Raw genomic sequence first — 19,625 nt, forward strand, 5'->3', positions numbered from 1 at the left:
CCATTGCGGCTCCGGCCCCGTGCCGTACGGTGCCGGATATGCCGACAACACCCGTCATCACCTGGGACGTCAGCGAGAGCCGGGGGTACGAGACCGCCTGGGCCGAACCGGGCGACGGCACGCTCACCGCGCACGACCGGGCGGTGGGCACGCTGCCGGAGCCGTACCGGATCACCTACGAACTCGGCAGGCGGACGGGTATGTGACCCGCCGTCCGCGCGTCAGGGCCGAGAGGGAGAGCGGCACGCGCACCCTCCGATCTACGGCACGACGGACACGGCCATCGGACGGCGGACGACGCACAGCTGCCGGACGTCGACGGCGCCCTCGACCGCGCCCCGGGCATGTGCCCGCTCGCCAGACCTGCGCCCGTCTCGCCCGTAAGCCCATGGCCTGAAGATCGTCCCGTCGGCAGAGTGGCCTCACGACCGATCCCAGGGACGACCTACGCGTCTGTCTCCAGGACGCACGCGACGTGCTGCTGTGGAGGCTGGAGGGGCTTGCCGCTGTGGATCACCGGGGACGCGGAGCCGGACGCCGATCTGTGGGCGCGGGCCGACGAGGCGCGCGAGGACATCGTCGCCGGGTACCGCACGGCGTGGGCGCACTCCGACTGATCGCCGAGACCCACCGGCACGCCGGACACGCCGACGTCGTACGGGAGTTGATCGACGGGTCCGCGGGCCACGACGGCGCCGCAGTCGAATGACGGCTGACGGCTGACGGCACGACCAGCGGAGCGTTACCGCTCGGTCACCTTCCCGTCCGCCACCTCCAGACGGCGGGTCACCCGGACCGCGTCCAGCATGCGGCGGTCGTGGGTGACCAGGAGCAGTGTGCCCTCGTAGGAGTCGAGGGCGGACTCCAGTTGTTCGATGGCGGGGAGGTCCAGGTGGTTGGTGGGCTCGTCCAGGACCAGGAGGTTGACGCCCCGGCCCTGGAGGAGGGCCAGGGCGGCGCGGGTGCGTTCGCCCGGGGAGAGGGTCGCGGCCGGGCGCAGGACGTGATCGGACTTCAGGCCGAACTTGGCGAGCAGGGTGCGGACGTCGCCCGGCTCGGTGTCGGGGACGGCCGCGTGGAACGCGTCCAGCAGGGTCTCGGTGCCGTGGAACAGCTTGCGGGCCTGGTCGACCTCGCCGACCAGGACTCCGGAGCCGAGCGCCGCATGTCCTGAGTCCAGCGGGACCCGGCCGAGCAGCGCGCCGAGCAGGGTCGACTTGCCGGCGCCGTTGGCCCCGGTGATCGCGACCCGGTCCGCCCAGTCGATCTGCAAAGACGCCGGGCCGAAGGTGAAGTCGCCGCGCCGGACCTCGGCGTCGCGCAGGGTCGCGACAACCGCGCCGGAGCGCGCGGCGGCGGCGATCTCCATCCGCAGTTCCCACTCCTTGCGCGGCTCCTCGACCACCTCCAGGCGCTCGATCATGCGCTGGGTCTGCCGGGCCTTGGCGGCCTGCTTCTCGCTGGCCTCACTGCGGAACTTGCGGCCGATCTTGTCGTTGTCGTTGCCCGCCTTGCGCCGGGCGTTCTTCACGCCCTTGTCCATCCAGGCCCGTTGCATCTGCGCCCGGTCCTGGAGGGCGGCCCTCTTGTCGGCGTACTCCTCGTAGCCCTCGCGGGCGTGCCGGCGGGCGACCTCGCGTTCCTCCAGGTAGGCCTCGTAGCCGCCGCCGTAGAGGTTGATCTGCCGCTGGGCGAGGTCGAGTTCGAGGACCTTGGTGACCGTGCGGGTGAGAAACTCGCGGTCGTGGCTGACGACGACCGTGCCGGCGCGAAGGCCGGTGACGAAGCCTTCCAGGCGCTCCAGGCCGTCGAGGTCGAGGTCGTTGGTGGGCTCGTCCAGGAGGAAGACGTCGTAGCGGGACAGGAGGAGGGACGCCAGGCCGGCGCGGGCGGCCTGGCCGCCGGAGAGGGCGGTCATCGGCTGGTCCAGGCCGACGGCGAGGCCGAGGGAGTCGGCGACGTCCTCCGCGCGTTCGTCCAGATCGGCGCCGCCGAGGCCGAGCCAGCGCTCCAGGGCGGTCGCGTAGGCGTCGTCGGCTCCGGGCGCGCCCTCGACCAGGGCCTGGGTGGCCTCGTCCATGACGCGCTGTGCCTCGGCGACGCCGGTGCGGCGGGCCAGGAACTCCCGGACGGTCTCCCCCGGCCTGCGCTCCGGCTCCTGCGGCAGATGGCCGACGGTCGCGGCCGACGGGGACAGCCGCAGCTCGCCCAGTTCGGGCGGGGTCAGTCCGGCGAGCAGCCGCAGCAGGGTGGACTTGCCCGCGCCGTTGGCACCGACGAGACCGATCACGTCGCCGGGCGCGACGACGAGGTCGAGCCCGGAGAACAGGGAACGGTCGCCGTGCCCGGCGGCGAGGTTCTTGGCGACGAGGGTGGCAGTCATCAGGACGCCGATCCTAATGGGCCTCCGCACCCGCACCTCAGCCGCGTTTCCCAGCGGGCCCTGCACCCGCACCTCAGCCGCGTCTCCCGGCAGGCCCTGCACCCGCACCTCAGCCGCGTCTCCCGGCAGGCCCTGCACCCGCACCTCAGCCGCGTCTCCCGCCGGTGACCGGCGCCGCGAGCACCCCTCCCGTCGTACGGGCGACGACGTACGCCTCCCCCTTGACCGCCCGCGGATCCAGCGGGACGCGGTGCCGGCCGGGCTCCAGGACGCCGTCGAAGACCTCGCGGGCGTGGGTGCGGTAGAGCCGGTCGAGGCGGTAGGCGGTGATCCGCACCCGGCACGCCGAGGTCACCTCGACCTCCGCGGCACCTTCGGCGGCGGCCAGCGTGGTGAGCCGGCGCTGTGGGAGCGGGCTGCGGTCCAGGGCGTGCTCGATCTGGGCGACGAGCAGCGGCACGATCGGGGCCAGTCCGTCCACCCGGGCGACCTCGACCCCGGCGCGCTCGAAGGCCTGCAGTACGGCGGCCCGTTCGGCCTCGCCGACCGCGCGCCCGAAGGCGACCGCGCCGTAGCCGCGCAGTTCCTCGGCGGGGACGGCGCGCGCGTCCTGGGTGATGTCGGCGCCGATGCCGATGGTGCGCAGCGCGGCGGCCAGCTTGGCCAGGACCGCGACCCGGGCGCCGATCAGCAGCACGCGGCGGCGCGACAGGCCTTCGCTCAGGGAGGTCAGGGCGGCGCGGTATTCGGCACCATGGAAGCGGAACGGCCCCACGCCCTGGTAGCCGTTGAGCTCCAGGTCGGCGTGTTCGTCCGTCTGCCAGGCGAAATCCCGCCAGATGTAGTCCTCGCCGTCGCGCTCGATGACGGCGGTGACCGCCCCGCAGCCCAGGTCGGCGCACTCGGGGCAGCCGTAGATGACGAACCGGCCGTCCGGGAGCGGTGGGTCGGCCTCCAGCAGCAGGGCCCGCACCTGTTCCGTGAAGATGGCGGGCGGGATGTCCGAGGCGAGCGGGGAAACGGCGTCCAGGTCGGAGAGCTGGAAGAGCAGCGGACGGCCGTCCACGACGAAGTCCACGAAGTCACGGTGGACCTGGTAGCCGCCGTCGGCGAGCACACCGCCGGCACGGATCGCCGGAGCCAGGCCGAAGGTCGCGTATGCGGCAGACATGTGGTGAGTATCCCCACGCCGGTACGAATGTGAGCGCGCCAGGGGAGACTCGTCGGGACAGGGCTGTCGTCCTGGCGTGGACAGCGAGCCGGGGGACGAAGTGATCGTGGTCGGGAGCGGGGTCGCCGGGCTGACGACGGCCGTGGTGCCGGCCGAGTCCGGGCGGCGGGTACGGGTCTGGGCTCGGGAGCCCGCCGAGCGTACGACCTCGGCGGTCGCCGGTGGCCTGTGGCGGCCGTATCGCATCGAACCCGAGCCTCTGGTCAGCGCATGGGCGCTGGCGTCCCTCGTCGTGTACGAGGAGTTGGCGGACCGGCCCGAGGAGACGGGCGTACGCCTGGTCGACGGTGTACACCAGGGGACCTCGCTGGACGAACTGGGCGCGTGGGCGGGCCGGGTGGCGAGCCTGCGGGCGGTGTCCGGCAGAGTGGTGGCGGGGCCGGGACCACGGTGGCGTGGGGGGTGTGCGCGGGAGGCGGCCGGGCTGGCGTTCCCGGCCGCCTGAGAGGCGCCCTGTGCTGCGGCTGGGGCAGGGGTTGGGGGCGCTCACCGGCGCTATCAGGCCGACGGCAGACTACATCGGGATGCGCCGCACCGCGCTGGGCACGCGAACCCCTTCCAGGGTGCCGGGCGCAGGCGCCGTGGCCACCGCGCCGGACGTGGCGCGGGTGAACGCCGACGCGCCGCCGACCAGCGGAAGGGCGGCCGTCGTACCGGAGAGATCGACCGTGAGCGTCGGCTTCGAGGCGGGCGGGTCGATGAGGTCCTTGTCCGTGCCCGCGATGATCAGGGCCAGCCGGTGGCCCTTGGGGACGACATGGTCGGTGGCCGCGAGACGGAGAGTCATCGTGTATGCCTTGCCCGGGGTGAGCGGGACGCCCTTGTCCAGGGACGCGTAGTGGCCGAGGTCGGCCCAGCCGCGGCTGAACACGGTGTAGTCGACCTTGGCCGTCTTGGCCTTGGTCTCCTTGAAGCAGGCGCTGTCCCCGGCCATGCTCTCGCCCCAGCAGGTGCGGTTGGTGAGGGTGGTGATGCCCTCGGCGCTGTCGGCATAGTCGCGGATGGTGTCGGGGCCGACGTCTACCAGGACGGCGGAAAGATGAGCCGACGTGGTGGTCGGGGTCGCGGTCACCGTCACCGTGGACGAACCGGACAGCCGGAGGTCATGGGTGAGCGGTGCGGTCAGGAAACCGGACTTCTCGGGACTGGATGTGGTCAGATGCGCGGCCCAGTCGGTCTCGCTCAGCTTCGGGTCGTCCGTGAAGGTCGCGGTGCCGGTCGCGGGGCGCAGTCCGAGCGTGCCGACGCCGGCCTTGGTGCCGGGGGCCGGGTGCAGGACGGTGCTGCTGGTGGTCTGCGGCGGCCAGACGCGGGAGGTGACCCACTGGTCGGGGTGGCGTTCGATGTCGGCCATCGGCTCGCGGTCGATGCCGTTGTCGTAGCCGAGGAGTTCATGGTCGAACCAGCGGTGCAGGGTGTCGACCCAGGCGCCGCGCCGGTAGTCGAAGGGGTCGACGTGCCCGGTCTGGGAGAGCCAGATCTTCCGGTGCACACCATGCTTGGCGAGGGCGTCCCACCACTGGCCGAAGTGCTTGGTGCGGACGTTGAGGTCCTGCATGCCGTGCACCAGGAAGACGCTTGCTCGCACCTTCGCCGCGTCCTGGACGTAGTTCCGCTCGGTCCACAGCGGGGTCCAGTCGCCGCTGCGCGGGCTGCCGTCGGTGAGGGTCTTCTGTACGGCCGCGCAGTGGGCGTGCGCCAGGTCGCTCTCGACGTAGCCGGCGAGGTCGGCGGGGCCGCCGTCGTTCAGCGGGGCGCCCTGGGCGAAGTAGTAGTCGTACCAGGAGGAGATGCCGCTGATCGGGACGATGGTCTTCAGGCCCTTGACGCCGGTGGCGGCGACGCCGTTGGCGATCGTGGCGTCCCAGCTCTTGCCGATCATGCCCGTCCTGCCGTTGGTCCAGGTGGCTTTGACGGTCTGCGTCCCGGTCCGGCTCGTGTACGCCGTGGCGCGGCCGTTCAGCCAGTCGATGACGGCCTTCGCGGACTGGATGTCGGAGCGGCCGCCGACGTCCACGCAGCCGTCGGAGCGGTTGGTGCCGGCGAGGTCGACGCCGACGAAGGCGTAGCCGCGGGGCACGAAGTAGTTGTCGTAGAACAGCGGCATCTGGACGACGTGGCCCTGCGCGTCGTACGTCTTGACCTGGCTCTCGTTGCCGCGTCCGCAGCAGGAGTAGTAGGGGCTCGCGTCCATGATGACAGGCACCTTGCGGCCCTGGGAGGCGGGTTCGGCGGGCCGGACGATGTCGGCGGCGACGCGGTCGGCCTTCCCGTCGCCGTCCTTGTCGAGGCCGGTGTCGACCCAGACGGACTCGCGGATGGCGTGGGCGTAGGAGTAGACGGGCCGGCTCTCGCGGGCCGTCCGGCTCTGGCGGGTGGTGGCCTGCGCGGCGGCCGGGCTGAGGAAGGCGGCCGTCAGGATGGCGACGACCGCTGTCGCGAGCGTTCTCCGGATCGTGAGACGCCTGCGGATGAGGGTGCGAATCGGCATGCGCGGACGGTACCCCGGTGAACTCCCGTACAGAAGAGGACTTTACGGAGGCACGCGGGCTCATGACGGCTGAATGGCGATCGTGTGACAGCAGGGGCCATGGACAGGCCAGGGGCCACAGGGAGTGAATAGGCTCCGTACAGAGTTCTCCGAACGGACCTGCAGTCCAGACGACTTGGAGCTTACGTGCACCGCAGAATCATCGCGCCTGGGGCACTCGCGGCGGCCTCCCTCCTGCTGGCGATCCCGGCATCGGCCGCGAGCTACTCCCCCGGCGCGCCGGGCATCGGCGATCCCTACTACCCGTACTACGGCAACGGCGGCTACGACGTCTCGCACTACGACCTGAGGCTCCAATACCAGCCGAAGACGGACGAGCTGCAGGGCACGACGACGATCCTGGCGAAGACCACACAGGACCTGTCCAGCTTCGACCTGGACTTCCTGCTGGACGTGAGCGAGGTACGGGTCAACGGCGCCAAGGCCGCCTTCACGCACTCCCAGCAGCACGAACTGGTGATCACGCCGAAGACGCCGCTGGCCAAGGGCACGCCGATCACGGTCGTCGTCCGCTACAGCGGGGTGCCGTCGACGAAGACCGCCTACGGGTTCAACAGCTGGCACCGCACGCCCGACGGCGCGGTGGCCGCCGACGAGCCCGAGGCCGCCTGGTGGTGGTTCCCGAGCAACGACCACCCGAGCGACAAGGCCACCTACGACGTGTCGGTGGCCGTGCCGGACGGCACCCAGGCCATCTCCAACGGCACGCTGCAGGCGACCAGTTCGAAGCTGGGCTGGACCCGCTACAGCTGGCGGCAGAACAAACCGCAGGCGACCTATCTGGCCACCCTCGCCATCGGCAAGTTCGACATCACCACGGGCACCTCCGACGGCGGGGTACCGGTCATCAACGCCTACAGCAAGGACCTCGGCGACAACGACGGTGCCGCGCGGGCGAGCGTGGAGCGCACCGGGGAGATCGTCGACTGGCTGAGCAACTACTTCGGGCCGTATCCGTTCAGCACGGCCGGCGGATATGTGCCGAACACCACCACCGGGTACGCGCTGGAGACCCAGACCCGCGTGTACTACAGCCCGAAGCAGTTCGCGAAGGGCGCCAACGCCTCGGTGGTCGTGCACGAACTGGCCCACCAGTGGTACGGCGACGACGTGTCGCTGAAGGGCTGGAAGGACATCTGGATCAACGAGGGCTTCGCGACCTACGCGCAGTGGCTGTGGTCCGAGCACGAGGGCGAGGGCACCACTCAGGAGCTGGCCGACTACGTGTACGCCTCGCACCCGGCCGACGACCCGTTCTGGACGGTCAAGCCCGGCGATCCCGGCCCGGACAAGCAGTTCGACGCCGCGGTCTACGACCGGGGTGCCCTGGCCATCCAGGCGCTGCGCAAGGCGGTCGGTGACGACGCGTTCTTCGCCATCCTGAAGGGCTGGCCGCAGGAGCACGCGTACGGCAACGCCTCGGTGGCCGACTTCGAGCGGTACGCCGAGCAGGTCTCCGGCAAGCCGCTTGCCTCGCTGTTCGACACCTGGCTGTTCCAGCCGTCGAAGCCGGCCGCGCCCGCGGGGGGCGCCGCGTCCCTGGCGAAGGCGAGCACGAAGGTGGCCCAGCCGAAGTCGTGGAAGAAGATCGAGGCGGCCCACGACGGCCAGGAGGCGGCACAGGAGGCGCGGGGGCGCTGACCCCACTGTGGGCTAAGGTCTCGGTTCGGCCGCCCGCTCGAGCAGTTCGGCCCGGCCTATCGACTCCGTCCGGGAGGCCGGGACCGTGCAGGCGTACGCGCCCGCTACGGCGCCGTAGCGGGCGCAGCTCTCCGGCGGCTCGCCACTGAGGCGGCCGTAGAGGAACGCTGCGGCGAAGGCGTCGCCCGCGCCGTTGGAGTCCACCACCGGTGCGGGCGGCGGCACCGCGGGCACGCGGGTCAGCTCGCCGTCGGCCAGCAGATACGCGCCCTCGGCTCCCGCGGTGGCGACGACGGTCCGGGCCCGGCCCCGCTCGGCGATGCGGCGCAGGGTCCGCTCGGGGTCGGTCAGCGCGGCGGCCGACAGGAAGACCACGTCCGCCGCGTACGCGAACGGTTCGTGGTACGGGTTCTCGCCGTCCCAGTCGTGCAGATCCGTGGACAGCGGGACGCCCGTCGCGGTCAGCACCGTGAGCGCCTCGGCGCAGGGCTGGGTGATCGTCACATGGACGTGCCGGCTCGCCCCGGCCAGCGTGCGCAGCGTCTCCGGCGGGAAGCGGTCGCCGGGGCGGGCGCGGCTGGTGTCGTACAGGGACAGGCGGCGGCCGTCGGGGCCGACGAGGTTGACCGCCCGCTTGGTCCCGGCGGGCTGCGGGAGCGCGGTCAGTCCGATGCCGTGCTCGCGGTGCAGGGCCCGCACCAGGTCGCCCTCGGGGTCGTCGCCGAGCAGATCGAGGTGGTGGGTGCGCAGACCCAGGGCAGCGAGGCCCAGCGCGATGAAGTCACCGGTCTGCCCGGCCCGGGTGCGGATCCCGGTGTCGATCATGTAGCTGTCGGCGTACGGGAGGGGCAGGGCGGGAACCTGGATGATCGTGTCCACCCCCGCGCCACCCAGCACCAGCACGTCCGCGGCATCGCTCTGTGAGGTCATCCCCGCCCTCCCTCTGGTCGTACAGCCGACGGCACGGTGGCGCCACCCCGGACATATGTGATCTCCGGCATGACGCCACCGTAGGCGATGCCACTGACAGTGGCTGTTGGGTTTCCCCGTGCTGCTACTTCGTCAGCTGCGACAGTTCCTTGTCGGTGTTGGCGGACACCCGGCGGCGCACCCCGAACCAGCCGGCGACCAGCAGGACGGCGATCACCGGGATCAGCAGGATGGTCTTGCGGCCTACGTCGGGGTCGTTCCACATCATGCCGAGGCAGACCAACAGGAAGGCGATCGTGGCGATCTCGGTGAACGGGCTGAACTTCAGCTGGAAGTGCGGCCGGTCGACCAGGCCCGCGCGGGCGCGGCGGACGAAGACCATGTGGCAGATCATGATGATGACCCAGGTGCTGATGATCCCGAGGGAGGCGACGTTCAGCACGATCTCGAAGGCCTGGCTGGGCACCAGGTAGTTCAGGCCGACGCCGAGCACACAGACCGCGCAGGTCAGCAGGATGCCGCCGTAGGGCACCTGGCTGCGGCTCATCCTGGCGGTGAACTTCGGGGCGGAGCCCGCCATGGCCATCGAGCGCAGGATGCGGCCGGTGGAGTACAGACCGGAGTTCAGCGAGGACATCGCGGCGGTCAGCACGACCAGGTTCATCACGTCACCGGCCGCCGGGACGCCGATCTTGGACAGGACCGTGACGAACGGGCTCTGGTCGGCGGAGTACACGGAACCCGGCAGCAGCAGGGCGAGCAGCACGACCGAGCCGACGTAGAACAGGCCCACGCGCCACATGATCGAGTTCACCGCGCGCGGGACGACCTTCTCCGGCTCGGCGGTCTCGCCGGCGGCCACGCCGACCAGCTCCAGGGCGGCGTAGGCGAAGATCACGCCCTGCATGACCAGGACGACCGGCATCAGGCCGTGCGGGAAGATGCCACCGTGGTCGGTGATCACGCTCAGGCCGGGGGTGTGGCCGCCGACCTTGTGCTGGGTGGCGAGCAGGAAAATGCTGATCAGCATGAAGCCGACGATGGTGGCGACCTTGATGATCGCGAACCAGAACTCCATCTCGCCGAAGATCTTCACCGAGATCAGGTTCACGGCCAGGACCACCGCGAGGGCGATCAGGGCGAGCACCCACTGCGGGATCGAGGTGAAGAAGCTCCAGTAGTGCGTGTAGAGCGCGATCGCGGTGATGTCGGCGATACCGGTGGTCGACCAGTTCAGGAAGTACATCCAGCCGGCGACGTAGGCACCCTTCTCGCCGAGGAATTCGCGCGCGTACGACACGAAGGAGCCGGAGGACGGCCGGTACAGGACCAGCTCGCCCAGGGCCCGGACGACGAAGAAGGCGAAGACGCCGCAGACCAGGTAGGCCAGGGCGAGTGCCGGGCCGGCGTTGTGCAGGCGGCCGCCGGCGCCCAGGAGGAGGCCGGTGCCGATGGCGCCGCCGATGGCGATCATGTTGATGTGGCGGGCCTTGAGGTCCTTGCTGTAACCGGCGTCGCCCGCGTCCGCGGGCGTCGCCGCCGTCTGGGCAGGGGCTACGGCCTGTGCCGAATCCACGGCGTCCTTGCTCACGGGTGGTACCACTTTCCTGGTGCGCCCGGTCCTTGTGGGTCCGGGGGTCGTGCAGGGCTCGGCCCGCACCACCCTGTCGAGTTGCGGCACAGACCAAGGCAGCAGCTTCCCAGAAAGATCCGCAGGTACGCGGTGGCCCATGTCACAGAGCGTTGCTTCTCACACGATCCACTCGGGCGTCATGCGACGTTCACCATGGGTTTCACACTTCTGGTGAGACAGCGATACTGCTGCATATGACGACCGACGCGAGGAGCGATGCCGAGGAGCAGGCCCTCACCATCGACGAGCTGGCCGCCCGGGCGGGCGTCACGGTCCGCACCGTCCGCTTCTACGGCAGCAAGGGGCTGCTCCCGCCGCCGGAGATCGGTCCGCGCCGGGTGGGCCGTTACGGCCCCGGGCATGTGGCGCGGCTGGCTCTCATCGAGGAGTTGCAGCAGCAGGGCATGACACTGGCGGCGATCGAGCGGTACCTGCGGCAGCTGCCGCCCGATCTCACCCCGCACGACCTGGCCATTCACCGTGCCGTGGTGGCGTCCTGGGCGCCGGACGCGGTGGACACGGTGTCACGGCGGGAACTGGAGCGGCGGGCCGGGCGGCCGCTGTCCGCCGAGGATGTCGAGCGGCTGGCCGCGATGAACGTGATCACGGAGGCGGACGGTGACACCTTCCGTGCCGACTCAGGGCTCCTCCGGCTCGGGGTGCAGCTCCTCGACGTACCGCTGTCGCAGGAGGTGATCCTCGCGGCGCGCAAGGTGCTCATCGAGCACTCGCGCGCCGCGGCTCACGAACTCTCCCAGCTCTTCCGCGGCGAGGTGGCCGAGCGGGACGCCCAGGACGTGAGGTCCCTGTCGGCGCACATGCACCCCTTGGTGGTGCAGGCGCTGCTGACGACGTTCCAGCGGTCGCTGCGGGAAGAGCTGAGCGAGTGGGTCAGCGGATCGGCTCCGGACCTCTCAGATCCGGAGCCGGACGTCAGTCGCTGAAACGCTCCCCCTTCTCGGCCTTCTCCACGAGCAGCGCGGGCGGAGTGAACCGCTCGCCGTAGGCCTCGGCGAGTTCCCGCGCGCGGGCCACGAAGCCCGGGAGGCCACCTTCATAGCCATTGATGTACTGCAGCACACCGCCGGTCCAGCCCGGGAAGCCGATGCCGAAGATCGAGCCGATGTTGGCGTCGGCGACCGAGGTCAGGACGCCCTCCTCAAGGAGCCGTACGGTGTCGAGCGCCTCGGCGAAGAGCATCCGCTCCTGCATGTCCCGGAACGGGATCTCGTACCCGGGCTTGCCGAAGTGCTCGCGCAGGCCCGGCCACAGTCCGGCCCGCCTGCCGTCCTCGGTGTAGTCGTAGAACCCTGCGCCGCCGCTGCGGCCGGGGCGGCCGAACTCGTCGACCATGCGGTCGATGACCGCCTCCGCCGGGTGCGCCGTCCAGGTGCCGCCGGCCTCCTCCACGGCCCGCTTCGTCTCGCCGCGGATCTTGCGCGGGAGGGTGAGGGTCAGCTCGTCCATGAGGGAGAGGACCTTGGCGGGGTAGCCGGCCTGGGCGGCGGCCTGCTCCACGGAGGCGGGCTCGATGCCCTCGCCGACCATGGCGACGCCCTCGTTGATGAAGTGGCCGATCACCCGGGAGGTGAAGAAGCCGCGCGAGTCGTTCACGACGATCGGCGTCTTGTTGATCTGCCGGACCAGGTCGAAGGCCCGGGCCAGGGCCTCGTCGCCGGTGCGCTCGCCCTTGATGATCTCGACCAGCGGCATCTTGTCGACCGGTGAGAAGAAGTGCAGCCCGATGAAGTCGGTCTGGCGCTCCACGCCCTCGGCGAGGGTGGTGATGGGCAGGGTGGAGGTGTTGGAGCACAGCAGCGCGTCCGGGGCGACGACGGACTCGATCTCCTGGAACACCTTGTGCTTGAGCGCGGTGTCCTCGAACACGGCCTCGATCACCGCGTCGCAGCCCGCGAGGTCGGAGACCTCGGCGGTGGGCGTGATCCGGGCGAGCAGCGCGTCCGCCTTCTCCTGACTGGTACGGCCCTTGGCGACGGCCTTGGCGCACAGCTTCTCGGAGTAACCCTTGCCCTTGGCGGCCGCTTCCTGGGAGACGTCCTTCAGGACGACGTCGATGCCGGCGCGGGCGCACGAGTAGGCGATGCCGGCGCCCATCATGCCGGCACCGAGGACGGCGACCTTGCGGACCTGGCGGGGCTCGATGCCCTTCGGGCGGTTGGCGCCGGAGTTGACGGCCTGGAGGTCGAAGAAGAACGCCTGGATCATGTTCTTCGAGGTCTGCCCGGCGGCCAGCTCCACGAAGTAGCGGGCCTCGATGACCTGGGCGGTCTCGAAGTCGACCTGAGAGCCCTCGACGGCGGCGGCGAGGATGTTGCGCGGGGCCGGGTAGGGCGCGCCGTTCGTCTGCTTGCGCAGGTTGGCCGGGAAGGCGGGCAGGTTGGCGGCGAACTTCGGGTTGGCGGGCGTACCGCCCGGGATCCTGTAGCCGGGCTTGTCCCAGGGCTGCTGCGACTCGGGGTTCGCGTCGATGAAGGCGCGGGCCTTGGCGAGCAGTTCCCCGGGCGTGGCGGCGACCTCGTGGACGAGGCCGTTCTCCTGGGCGCGCCGTGCGTTGTACTGCTGGCCCTGGAGGAGCACTTTCAGCAGGGCGTCGGCGATGCCGAGCAGCCGTACGGTGCGGACGACTCCGCCGCCTCCGGGGAGCAGGCCGAGGGTGACCTCGGGGCAGCCGATCTTGGTGCCGGAGATGTCGAGGGCGACCCGGTGGTGGCAGGCGAGGGCCAGTTCGAAGCCGCCGCCCAGGGCGGCGCCGTTGATCGCGGCGACGACCGGCTTGCCGAGGGTCTCGATGCGGCGCAGGTTCCGCTTGATGGCGAGGCCGCCGTCGAAGAGGTCCTGGGCGGTCTCCGGGGTGACCCGGATCAGGTCGCGCAGGTCGCCGCCCGCGAAGAAGGTCTTCTTGGCGGAGGTGAAGATGATGCCGCGGATCGAGTCCCGCTCGGCCTCGAGCCGGTCGGTGATCGCGGCGAGGGAGTCACGGAACGCCTGGTTCATGGTGTTCGCGGACTGGTTCGGGTCGTCCAGGACGAGGGTGACGACACCCGTGTCGTCCTGCTCCCAGCGGATGGTGGTGCTCTCGGTCATGACAGTCGTCTCCGTTGAGGTCTGGTGATTCCGCGGGGAGTTCAGATGCGCTCGACGACGGTGGCGATGCCCATGCCGCCGCCGACGCAGAGGGTGGCGAGGCCGTAGCGCTTGTCCTGGCGCTCGAGTTCGTCGATGAGCGAGCCGAGGATCATCGCGCCGGTCGCGCCGAGCGGGTGGCCGAGGGCGATGGCGCCGCCGTTGACGTTGACCTTGTCGAGGCTGAGGCCCATGTCCTTGACGAAGCGCAGGACGACCGCGGCGAACGCCTCGTTGATCTCGACCAGGTCGATGTCGTCGATGGTGAGGCCGGCCTTCGCCAGGGCCTTGCGGGTGGCGGGGGCGGGCCCGGTGAGCATGATGGTCGGCTCGGAGCCGGAGACGGCCGCGGAGACGATCCGCGCGCGCGGGGTGAGGCCGTAGCGCTCGCCGACCTCCTTGGAGCCGATCGCGACGAGCGAGGCGCCGTCCACGATGCCGGAGGAGTTGCCCGCGTGGTGGACGTGGTCGATCTTCTCCACCCAGTGGTACTTCTGCAGGGCGACGGCGTCGAAGCCGCCCAGCTCGCCGATGTCGGCGAACGACGGCTTGAGCTTCGCGAGGGAGTCGGCGGTGGTGCCGGGGCGCAGGTGCTCGTCGTGGTCGAGGACGACGAGGCCGCTGCGGTCCTTCACGGGGACGACCGAGCGCTCGAAGCGGCCCTCCTTCCAGGCCGTGGCCGCACGCTCCTGTGACAGGGCCGCGTACTCGTCGACGTCCCGCCGGGAGAGGCCCTCGATCGTGGCGATCAGGTCGGCGCCGATGCCCTGCGGCACGAAGTTCACGGCGAGGTTGGTCATCGGGTCGTTGAACCAGGCGCCCCCGTCGGAGGCCATCGGGACCCGGGACATGGACTCCACGCCGCCCGCGAGGACCAGGTCCTCCCAGCCCGAACGGACCTTGGCCGCGGCCAGGTTGACGGCTTCCAGGCCCGACGCACAGAAGCGGTTCTCCTGCACGCCCGCGACCGTGTCCGGCAGTCCGGCGGCGATCGCGGCGATCCGGGCGATGTCGGAGCCCTGGTCGCCGACCGGTCCGACGACACCGAGCACGATGTCGTCGACGGCGGCCGGGTCGAGGCCGGGGAAGCGGTCGCGGATCTCGTGGATGAGACCGACGACCAGGTCGATGGGCTTGGTGCCGTGCAGGGCGCCGTTCGCCTTGCCGCGGCCGCGCGGGGTGCGGATCGCGTCGTACACGTACGCTTCGGTGCTCACTGGTGTGCCTTTCGGGAGGGTGGGCCGAGCGGGGTGGGCGGGGTCAGTCGGCGTCGGTGACCGCGTCGTTCACGGGTGCGGGTATCCCCCAGTCGCGTGCCACCGTCTCCGTGTCCGCGCCCGGCAGGGCCGGGCCGGTGCGGACGGCGGTGGGGGTCGCGGAGAACCGGGGCGCGGGAGCCGGCTGGGTGATGCCCGCGTGTTCGGTGAAGGTGCCGCGGGCGGCGAGATGCGGGTGCTGCGGGGCCTCGCGCAGGGACAGCACGGGGGCCACACAGGCGTCGGTTCCCTCGAAGAGGGCCGTCCACTCGTCGCGGGTGCGGGATTTGAAGCGGGCGGCGACGCGCTCGCGCAGCTCGCCCCAGCGGGTCCAGTCCTTGCGGGCCGGCGCCAGGTCGTCCAGGCCGAGCAGGCGCAGGAACTCCGCGTAGAACTGCCCCTCCAGGGCGCCGACCGCTATGTATTTGCCGTCGGCCGTCTCGTAGGTGCCGTAGTAGGGGCAGCCGCCGTCCAGGAGGTTGGCGGCGCGCCGGTCCTGCCAGCCGCCGGCCGCCAGCATGCCGTGGATCATCGCGGACAGATGGGCCGTGCCGTCGACGATGGCAGCGTCGACGACCTGTCCGGTGCCGGTCGCGCGGGCGTGGTGCAGGGCGGCGAGGACGCCCACCACCAGGTAGAGCGAGCCGCCCGCGTAGTCGCCGAGCAGGTTCGCGGGGACGGCCGGGGGCTCGTCCGGGCGGCCGATCATGCCGAGGGTCCCGGTGAGCGCGATGTAGGCCACGTCGTGGCCCGCGCGGTCGGCGAGCGGGCCGTCCTGGCCCCAGCCGGTCATACGGCCGTAGACCAGGCGGGGGTTGCGGGCACGGCAGTCCTCGGGGCCGACGCCGAGTCGCTCGGCGACGCCCGGGCGGTAGCCCTCGATGAGGATGTCGGCCCGCTCGGCGAGGTCCAGCACACGCGCGGGGCCGTCCGGTGCCTTCAGGTCGACCACGATCGAGCGCTTGTTGCGGTTGGTGATGTCGTACGCGGGGTCGATCGCGAGGCCGGGGCCGCCCGGGCGGTCCACCCGGACCACATCGGCGCCCAGGTCCGCGAGGAGCATGGCGGCGAACGGGCCGGGCCCGATGCCGGCCAGCTCGACCACGCGCACACCGGAGAGCGGACCGGCGCCCGGCGTCGCCGGCGTCCCTGCCGTCGTCATGCGTCCAGCCCCCTGACCTGTGTGACACAACTGATGTAACACCGGCGATGCTAAGAACACGTTCCACCGGACACAAGACCCAACGAGCAAGCGCTTAGCCAAGTGCCCGGCTGTGCGCGGATCACCCGGGAGAGTGAGAGGCGGGTGCGCCGCGAGGGGTGTGGAGTGCGCGTGCTCTCTCCAACTTCCTCAGGGCGTTCTCGGCTGCGGCCACCACTGCCTCCGGGCTGGTCGTCTTCACGCGTTCTCCTCACGCTAGCCTCAGCCACCGACAGCGGCGCGAGCTGCGGGACCAAGGGGTGTCATGAGCAGGCTGAACAGGACGAATCGTCCCTATGACCTCGTGCTCTTCGGAGCCACCGGATTCGTCGGCACCCTCACGGCGGAGTATCTCGCCGCACACGCGCCGAAGGAACTGCGCTGGGCGGTGGCGGGCCGGGACGAACGGAAGCTGGAGCGGCTGCGCGAGAGGCTGCCCGGCGGCGCGGAGGTCGGCGTCCTGCGGGCCGACGTGTCCGAACCCGCGAGCCTGCGCGCCCTCGCCGAGCACGCGCGCGTGGTGGCCACGACCGTCGGGCCGTACGTGCTGTACGGCGAGGAACTGGTCGCCGCCTGTGCGGACTCCGGCACCGACTATCTGGACCTGGCCGGCGAGCCGGAGTTCGTGGACCTGATGTACGTCCGGCACGACACACGCGCGCGGGAGACGGGTGCGCGGCTGGTGCACGCCTGCGGCTTCGACTCCGTACCCCACGACCTGGGCGTGTACTTCACGGTCCGGCAGCTGCCGGAGGGGGTGCCGCTGACCGTGGACGGCTATGTGAGCGTCGACGCCGCCTTCTCCGGCGGCACCCTGGCCTCGGCGCTGAACCAGTTCGCGCGCGGCCGGCACATGCTGGCAGCGGCGCGCGAACGGGGCCGGCACGAGCCGCGGCTGATGGGACGCCGGGTCGCGGCACCCACGGGCGCGCCCCGGTTCGCCCAGGAGGTCGGCGCATGGGCCCTGCCGCTGCCGACCGTCGACCCGCAGATCGTGCGCCGCTCGGCCAAGGCCCTCGACCGGTACGGCCCCGACTTCCGCTACCGGCACTACGCGGCGGTGCGGCACCTGCCGGTCGCCCTCGGCGGGGTCGCCGCCGTCGGCGCGGTGCTGGCCGCCGCCCAACTGCCGCCCGCGCGACGCTGGTTGTCGGACCGGCTGCGGCCGGGGGACGGACCGAGCGCGGAGAAGCGGGCGAGGAGCCGGTTCACGGTGCGGTTCGTCGGCGAGGGCGGCGGGCGGCGCGTGTGCACGGAGGTCGCGGGCGGCGACCCCGGCTACGACGAGACGGCGAAGATGTTCGCCGAAGCGGCCCTGTGCCTGGCCTTCGACGACCTCCCGCCGACGGCCGGGCAGGTCACCACGGCACAGGCGATGGGCGACGCCCTGACCGAGCGGCTGCGCGCCGCGGGGATCACCTTCCGGGTGGCGGCCACCGGCCCGGGCGCCTCCCCACCGGTTTGAGACTTGCGTACCCGACTCTGCCCCTTGGCCTGCTTCTATCGCCTCGAAAGTCTCACCAGGTCTTTCAATGAAACGATGGAAGCCCGGCCGAAGAGGCGAAGCCGAAGGAGACGGGTGAGGCATGAAGTTCGTGCTCGAAGTGACCGTGGACGAGGGTGCGTCGGCGCAGGACCGCGCCGGTGAGCTGGGGCGGATCCTGCGCTACTGGGGCGGCAACCTCCGCCACTACGCCCTCGAACCGGGCGACGGCTCGGCCGTCTACGACTCGGGGTATCAGGAGGTCGGCGCCTGGCGCATCGTCGCCTCCTGAGCGCCGCCCGCGTCACTGCATGCCGCCCCCGCGGCGTTTTGTGCCGCCTCCTGGAGGGCCCGGCGGCACAGGGCGTCCGCGCGGCGCGTGGTCTCCGGCAGCCGGTAGCGCGGGGTCAGGGCCAAGGTGTGGGCCAAGGCGTTGTCCAGGCTCACCCGGTGGCCGACGGAGACGAAGACCGGTTTGACACCGTCCCGGGTGCGCAGCGCGCGGCCTACCTCCTCGGTGCCCGCGAGCAGCGGAGCGGAAGCGCCCCGCTCCGCCCCGGGCTCGTCGTAGGTGAAGGTGAACGGGTTCTTGGCGACGCCGATGACCGGCAGGCCGGTGAGCACACCGAGGTGGCTCGCGAGGCCGAAGCGGCGCGGATGGGCGAGGCCGTAGCCGTCACAGACGACCAGGCCGGGCGGACAGGGCAGGCGGTCCAGGGCGGCCCGGACGGTGGGGATCTCGCGGAAGGCGAGGAGGCCGGGCACGTAGGGGAAGGAGACCCGGCCGACGGCCGTCGCCTCGGCCACCACGTCCAGGGTGGCGGCGTCCAGCACCACGGCCGCCGCGGCGACCAGGTCGCGATCGTCGTCGTAGGCGACGTCGACACCCGTGACATGGCCCGTCCCGGGCTCCGGTCCGGGCTCGTCGAGCACCACCTGGCCACGCAGCTCGTCCTGTACCGCGCGAGCCTCGTCCTCGGTCGCGGGCCAGCCCGCGGGTACGCCTACGGTCGTCATCGTGACGTCGACTGTACGGGCCGGTGCCCGTCTGTCGTAGCCCGGGGGTAGGCTCGCGATCATGTTCGTACTGGAGTTGACCTACACCGCGCCCCTCGACGCCGTCGACGCGCTGCTGCCGGACCACGTGGCGTGGCTGGAGGAGCAGTACGAGAAGGGCTTCTTCCTGGCCTCCGGGCGCAAGAACCCCCGGGACGGCGGAGTGATCCTCGCCGTCGCCGAGGACCGCTCCCGGATCGAGGAGATCGTCGCCGGCGACCCGTTCACCGCCGGCGGCGTGTGCACGTACCGCGTCACGGAGTTCGTCGCCACGAAGACGGTTCCGGAGCTGGAGCGCCACCGGCAGACGCCGGCCTGAGGAGCGGGCGTCAGCCCTTCTCGGCGTTCAGCGCGCGCTGCAGCTGACCCTTGTTCATATGCGAACGGCCCTCGATGCCGCGCTGCTTCGCCTCGTTGTACAGCTGGTCGTAGGTCGGGCCCTGGGACCCGTGGCCCGACCGCTTGCCGCCGCGCTCGCCGGACGACATGTCCTTGGCCGAGGTGCGGCTCGCGGTCCTGGACTCGCCGGAACGGGCACGTTCCTTGTTCACGGTCCGTGCGGCGATCTCCTCGGCGCGCCTGGTGCTCTCGCCCCGGTCCTGCGCGCTCTTCTTGATGTGCTCGTACTGGCGCTCGCGCTTGGAGCTGGAACCGGCGGGCATGATCGCTCCCTTCCTCGCACTTCGCGTGGGAGACGAGTACCCGGTTCGCTCACCTCAGCGTTCCAGCCGCGCCACTCGCCCGTTCTCGCCGGCCGCCCAGCAGCTGAGGTCGGGCGTGCAGGCCACGGTGTCGTACGAGCCGGTGTCGATCGTCCGCCAGGTGCGGCCGGCGTCCGTGGTCAGGTCGGTGCCGGTGGGGCCGACGGCGAGCGCGGCGGTGCGGCTGTGCGGCAGCCAGGCGGCCCCGGAGCGATAGGCGGGCGGGGGCGTGGTGGCCGGCGTCCAGGTGCGGCCGACCGTCCGCGGTGACGGCGGCGGAGTGCGGCGAGGGCCGGCCGGGCCGGTAGTCGCCGCCTACGGCGAGGCCGTGGCCGCGGTCGCGGAAGGCGAGCGCGAAGACGCCCTTGGCGGGATCGCCGGCCGGGACCGGCGTGTCGGCGGCCGTCCAGGTCAG

At 71.5% G+C, this 19,625-nt stretch carries 17 protein-coding genes and 2 pseudogenes; 8 read left to right on the forward strand and 11 right to left on the reverse strand.

The window, feature by feature from the left end; genetic code table 11:
- Positions 1-38: 38 nt before the first annotated feature.
- On the forward strand, positions 39-206 hold the full coding sequence (locus M878_RS97345; protein ID WP_023545318.1) for a hypothetical protein: 168 nt from the start codon (positions 39-41) through the stop codon (positions 204-206).
- 392 nt (positions 207-598) lie between these two features.
- Positions 599-709: a mycothiol transferase gene (locus M878_RS000000101755; protein ID WP_023545320.1), complete on the forward strand. Its 111-nt coding sequence runs from the start codon at positions 599-601 to the stop codon at positions 707-709.
- A gap of 33 nt (positions 710-742) precedes the next feature.
- Here M878_RS000000101755 and M878_RS56330 read toward each other — a convergent pair whose 3' ends face one another.
- Both M878_RS56330 and M878_RS56335 read right to left on the reverse strand, forming a co-directional pair.
- Positions 743-2,383, reverse strand: coding sequence for an ABC-F family ATP-binding cassette domain-containing protein (locus M878_RS56330; RefSeq protein ID WP_031224282.1), 1,641 nt, complete (start codon positions 2,381-2,383; stop codon positions 743-745).
- 145 nt (positions 2,384-2,528) lie between these two features.
- Complete coding sequence (locus M878_RS56335; RefSeq protein ID WP_023545322.1) at positions 2,529-3,554, reverse strand: hypothetical protein; 1,026 nt, start codon at positions 3,552-3,554, stop codon at positions 2,529-2,531.
- A gap of 100 nt (positions 3,555-3,654) precedes the next feature.
- Here M878_RS56335 and M878_RS56340 point away from each other — a divergent pair.
- A pseudogene (locus M878_RS56340) lies at positions 3,655-3,996 on the forward strand (FAD-dependent oxidoreductase); the annotation flags it as partial.
- A gap of 132 nt (positions 3,997-4,128) precedes the next feature.
- Here the strand turns inward: M878_RS56340 and M878_RS56345 are convergent.
- Positions 4,129-6,105 carry a Xaa-Pro dipeptidyl-peptidase gene (locus tag M878_RS56345; RefSeq protein WP_023545324.1) on the reverse strand — a complete coding sequence of 659 codons (1,977 nt, stop codon included), beginning with the start codon at positions 6,103-6,105 and terminating at the stop codon, positions 4,129-4,131.
- Positions 6,106-6,291: 186 nt separating this feature from the next.
- On the opposite strand from M878_RS56345, the gene M878_RS56350 reads away from it, so the two are divergent.
- Positions 6,292-7,806 (forward strand): M1 family metallopeptidase, encoded by a 1,515-nt coding sequence (locus M878_RS56350; protein WP_023545325.1) that lies wholly within the window; start codon positions 6,292-6,294, stop codon positions 7,804-7,806.
- 12 nt (positions 7,807-7,818) lie between these two features.
- Here the strand turns inward: M878_RS56350 and M878_RS56355 are convergent, their stop codons facing one another.
- Together M878_RS56355 and M878_RS56360 are read right to left on the reverse strand one after the other, a co-directional pair.
- Positions 7,819-8,736, reverse strand: a complete 918-nt coding sequence (locus tag M878_RS56355) for a PfkB family carbohydrate kinase (RefSeq protein ID WP_023545326.1) — start codon at positions 8,734-8,736, stop codon at positions 7,819-7,821.
- Positions 8,737-8,860: 124 nt separating this feature from the next.
- Positions 8,861-10,327, reverse strand: coding sequence for an amino acid permease (locus M878_RS56360; protein WP_023545327.1), 1,467 nt, complete (start codon positions 10,325-10,327; stop codon positions 8,861-8,863).
- 236 nt (positions 10,328-10,563) lie between these two features.
- On the opposite strand from M878_RS56360, the gene M878_RS56365 reads away from it, so the two are divergent.
- On the forward strand, positions 10,564-11,313 hold the full coding sequence (locus M878_RS56365) for a MerR family transcriptional regulator (RefSeq protein ID WP_023545328.1): 750 nt from the start codon (positions 10,564-10,566) through the stop codon (positions 11,311-11,313).
- Here the strand turns inward: M878_RS56365 and M878_RS56370 are convergent.
- From M878_RS56370 to M878_RS56380, 3 genes are read right to left on the reverse strand one after another with little or no spacing between them, the layout of a single operon-like run.
- Positions 11,303-13,474 (reverse strand): 3-hydroxyacyl-CoA dehydrogenase NAD-binding domain-containing protein, encoded by a 2,172-nt coding sequence (locus M878_RS56370; RefSeq protein WP_023545329.1) that lies wholly within the window; start codon positions 13,472-13,474, stop codon positions 11,303-11,305. The genes M878_RS56365 and M878_RS56370 overlap by 11 nt on opposite strands.
- A gap of 41 nt (positions 13,475-13,515) precedes the next feature.
- Entirely contained in the window at positions 13,516-14,730 is a 1,215-nt protein-coding gene (locus tag M878_RS56375) for an acetyl-CoA C-acetyltransferase (RefSeq protein ID WP_023545330.1), read from the reverse strand.
- Between the two features lie 43 nt (positions 14,731-14,773).
- Positions 14,774-15,931, reverse strand: coding sequence for a CaiB/BaiF CoA transferase family protein (locus M878_RS56380; RefSeq protein ID WP_023545331.1), 1,158 nt, complete (start codon positions 15,929-15,931; stop codon positions 14,774-14,776).
- 304 nt (positions 15,932-16,235) lie between these two features.
- Here M878_RS56380 and M878_RS56385 point away from each other — a divergent pair, with 304 nt between their 5' ends.
- Both M878_RS56385 and M878_RS56390 read left to right on the forward strand, forming a co-directional pair.
- Positions 16,236-17,435 carry a saccharopine dehydrogenase family protein gene (locus M878_RS56385; RefSeq protein WP_031224288.1) on the forward strand — a complete coding sequence of 400 codons (1,200 nt, stop codon included), beginning with the start codon at positions 16,236-16,238 and terminating at the stop codon, positions 17,433-17,435.
- Positions 17,436-17,556: 121 nt separating this feature from the next.
- On the forward strand, positions 17,557-17,745 hold the full coding sequence (locus M878_RS56390; protein WP_023545333.1) for a hypothetical protein: 189 nt from the start codon (positions 17,557-17,559) through the stop codon (positions 17,743-17,745).
- Here M878_RS56390 and M878_RS56395 read toward each other — a convergent pair.
- On the reverse strand, positions 17,709-18,470 hold the full coding sequence (locus M878_RS56395; protein ID WP_031224290.1) for an endonuclease V: 762 nt from the start codon (positions 18,468-18,470) through the stop codon (positions 17,709-17,711). The two genes, M878_RS56390 and M878_RS56395, sit on opposite strands and share 37 nt — an antisense overlap.
- A 61-nt stretch (positions 18,471-18,531) precedes the next feature.
- Here M878_RS56395 and M878_RS56400 point away from each other — a divergent pair, with 61 nt between their 5' ends.
- Positions 18,532-18,828, forward strand: coding sequence for a YciI family protein (locus tag M878_RS56400; RefSeq protein ID WP_023545335.1), 297 nt, complete (start codon positions 18,532-18,534; stop codon positions 18,826-18,828).
- Between the two features lie 10 nt (positions 18,829-18,838).
- On the opposite strand, the gene M878_RS56405 is transcribed toward M878_RS56400, so the two are convergent.
- Both M878_RS56405 and M878_RS93765 read right to left on the reverse strand, forming a co-directional pair.
- Entirely contained in the window at positions 18,839-19,171 is a 333-nt protein-coding gene (locus tag M878_RS56405; RefSeq protein ID WP_023545336.1) for a hypothetical protein, read from the reverse strand.
- Positions 19,172-19,225: 54 nt separating this feature from the next.
- Positions 19,226-19,625: pseudogene (locus M878_RS93765) on the reverse strand (oxidoreductase); the annotation flags it as partial.

It is taken from the genome of Streptomyces roseochromogenus subsp. oscitans DS 12.976 (genome assembly GCF_000497445.1).
GTDB classification, from domain to species: domain Bacteria; phylum Actinomycetota; class Actinomycetes; order Streptomycetales; family Streptomycetaceae; genus Streptomyces; species Streptomyces oscitans.

Bases quoted from the DNA above. Each gene is read 5' to 3' on its own strand.
- M878_RS97345 (WP_023545318.1), top strand. From the start codon at position 39: ATGCCGACAACACCCGTCATCACCTGGGACGTCAGCGAGAGCCGGGGG.
- M878_RS56330 (WP_031224282.1), bottom strand. From the start codon at position 2,383: ATGACTGCCACCCTCGTCGCCAAGAACCTCGCCGCCGGGCACGGCGAC.
- M878_RS56335 (WP_023545322.1), bottom strand. From the start codon at position 3,554: ATGTCTGCCGCATACGCGACCTTCGGCCTGGCTCCGGCGATCCGTGCC.
- M878_RS56345 (WP_023545324.1), bottom strand. From the start codon at position 6,105: ATGCCGATTCGCACCCTCATCCGCAGGCGTCTCACGATCCGGAGAACG.
- M878_RS56355 (WP_023545326.1), bottom strand. From the start codon at position 8,736: ATGACCTCACAGAGCGATGCCGCGGACGTGCTGGTGCTGGGTGGCGCG.
- M878_RS56365 (WP_023545328.1), top strand. From the start codon at position 10,564: ATGACGACCGACGCGAGGAGCGATGCCGAGGAGCAGGCCCTCACCATC.
- M878_RS56370 (WP_023545329.1), bottom strand. From the start codon at position 13,474: ATGACCGAGAGCACCACCATCCGCTGGGAGCAGGACGACACGGGTGTC.
- M878_RS56380 (WP_023545331.1), bottom strand. From the start codon at position 15,931: ATGACGACGGCAGGGACGCCGGCGACGCCGGGCGCCGGTCCGCTCTCC.
- M878_RS56385 (WP_031224288.1), top strand. From the start codon at position 16,236: ATGAGCAGGCTGAACAGGACGAATCGTCCCTATGACCTCGTGCTCTTC.
- M878_RS56390 (WP_023545333.1), top strand. From the start codon at position 17,557: ATGAAGTTCGTGCTCGAAGTGACCGTGGACGAGGGTGCGTCGGCGCAG.
- M878_RS56395 (WP_031224290.1), bottom strand. From the start codon at position 18,470: ATGACGACCGTAGGCGTACCCGCGGGCTGGCCCGCGACCGAGGACGAG.
- M878_RS56400 (WP_023545335.1), top strand. From the start codon at position 18,532: ATGTTCGTACTGGAGTTGACCTACACCGCGCCCCTCGACGCCGTCGAC.
- M878_RS56405 (WP_023545336.1), bottom strand. From the start codon at position 19,171: ATGCCCGCCGGTTCCAGCTCCAAGCGCGAGCGCCAGTACGAGCACATC.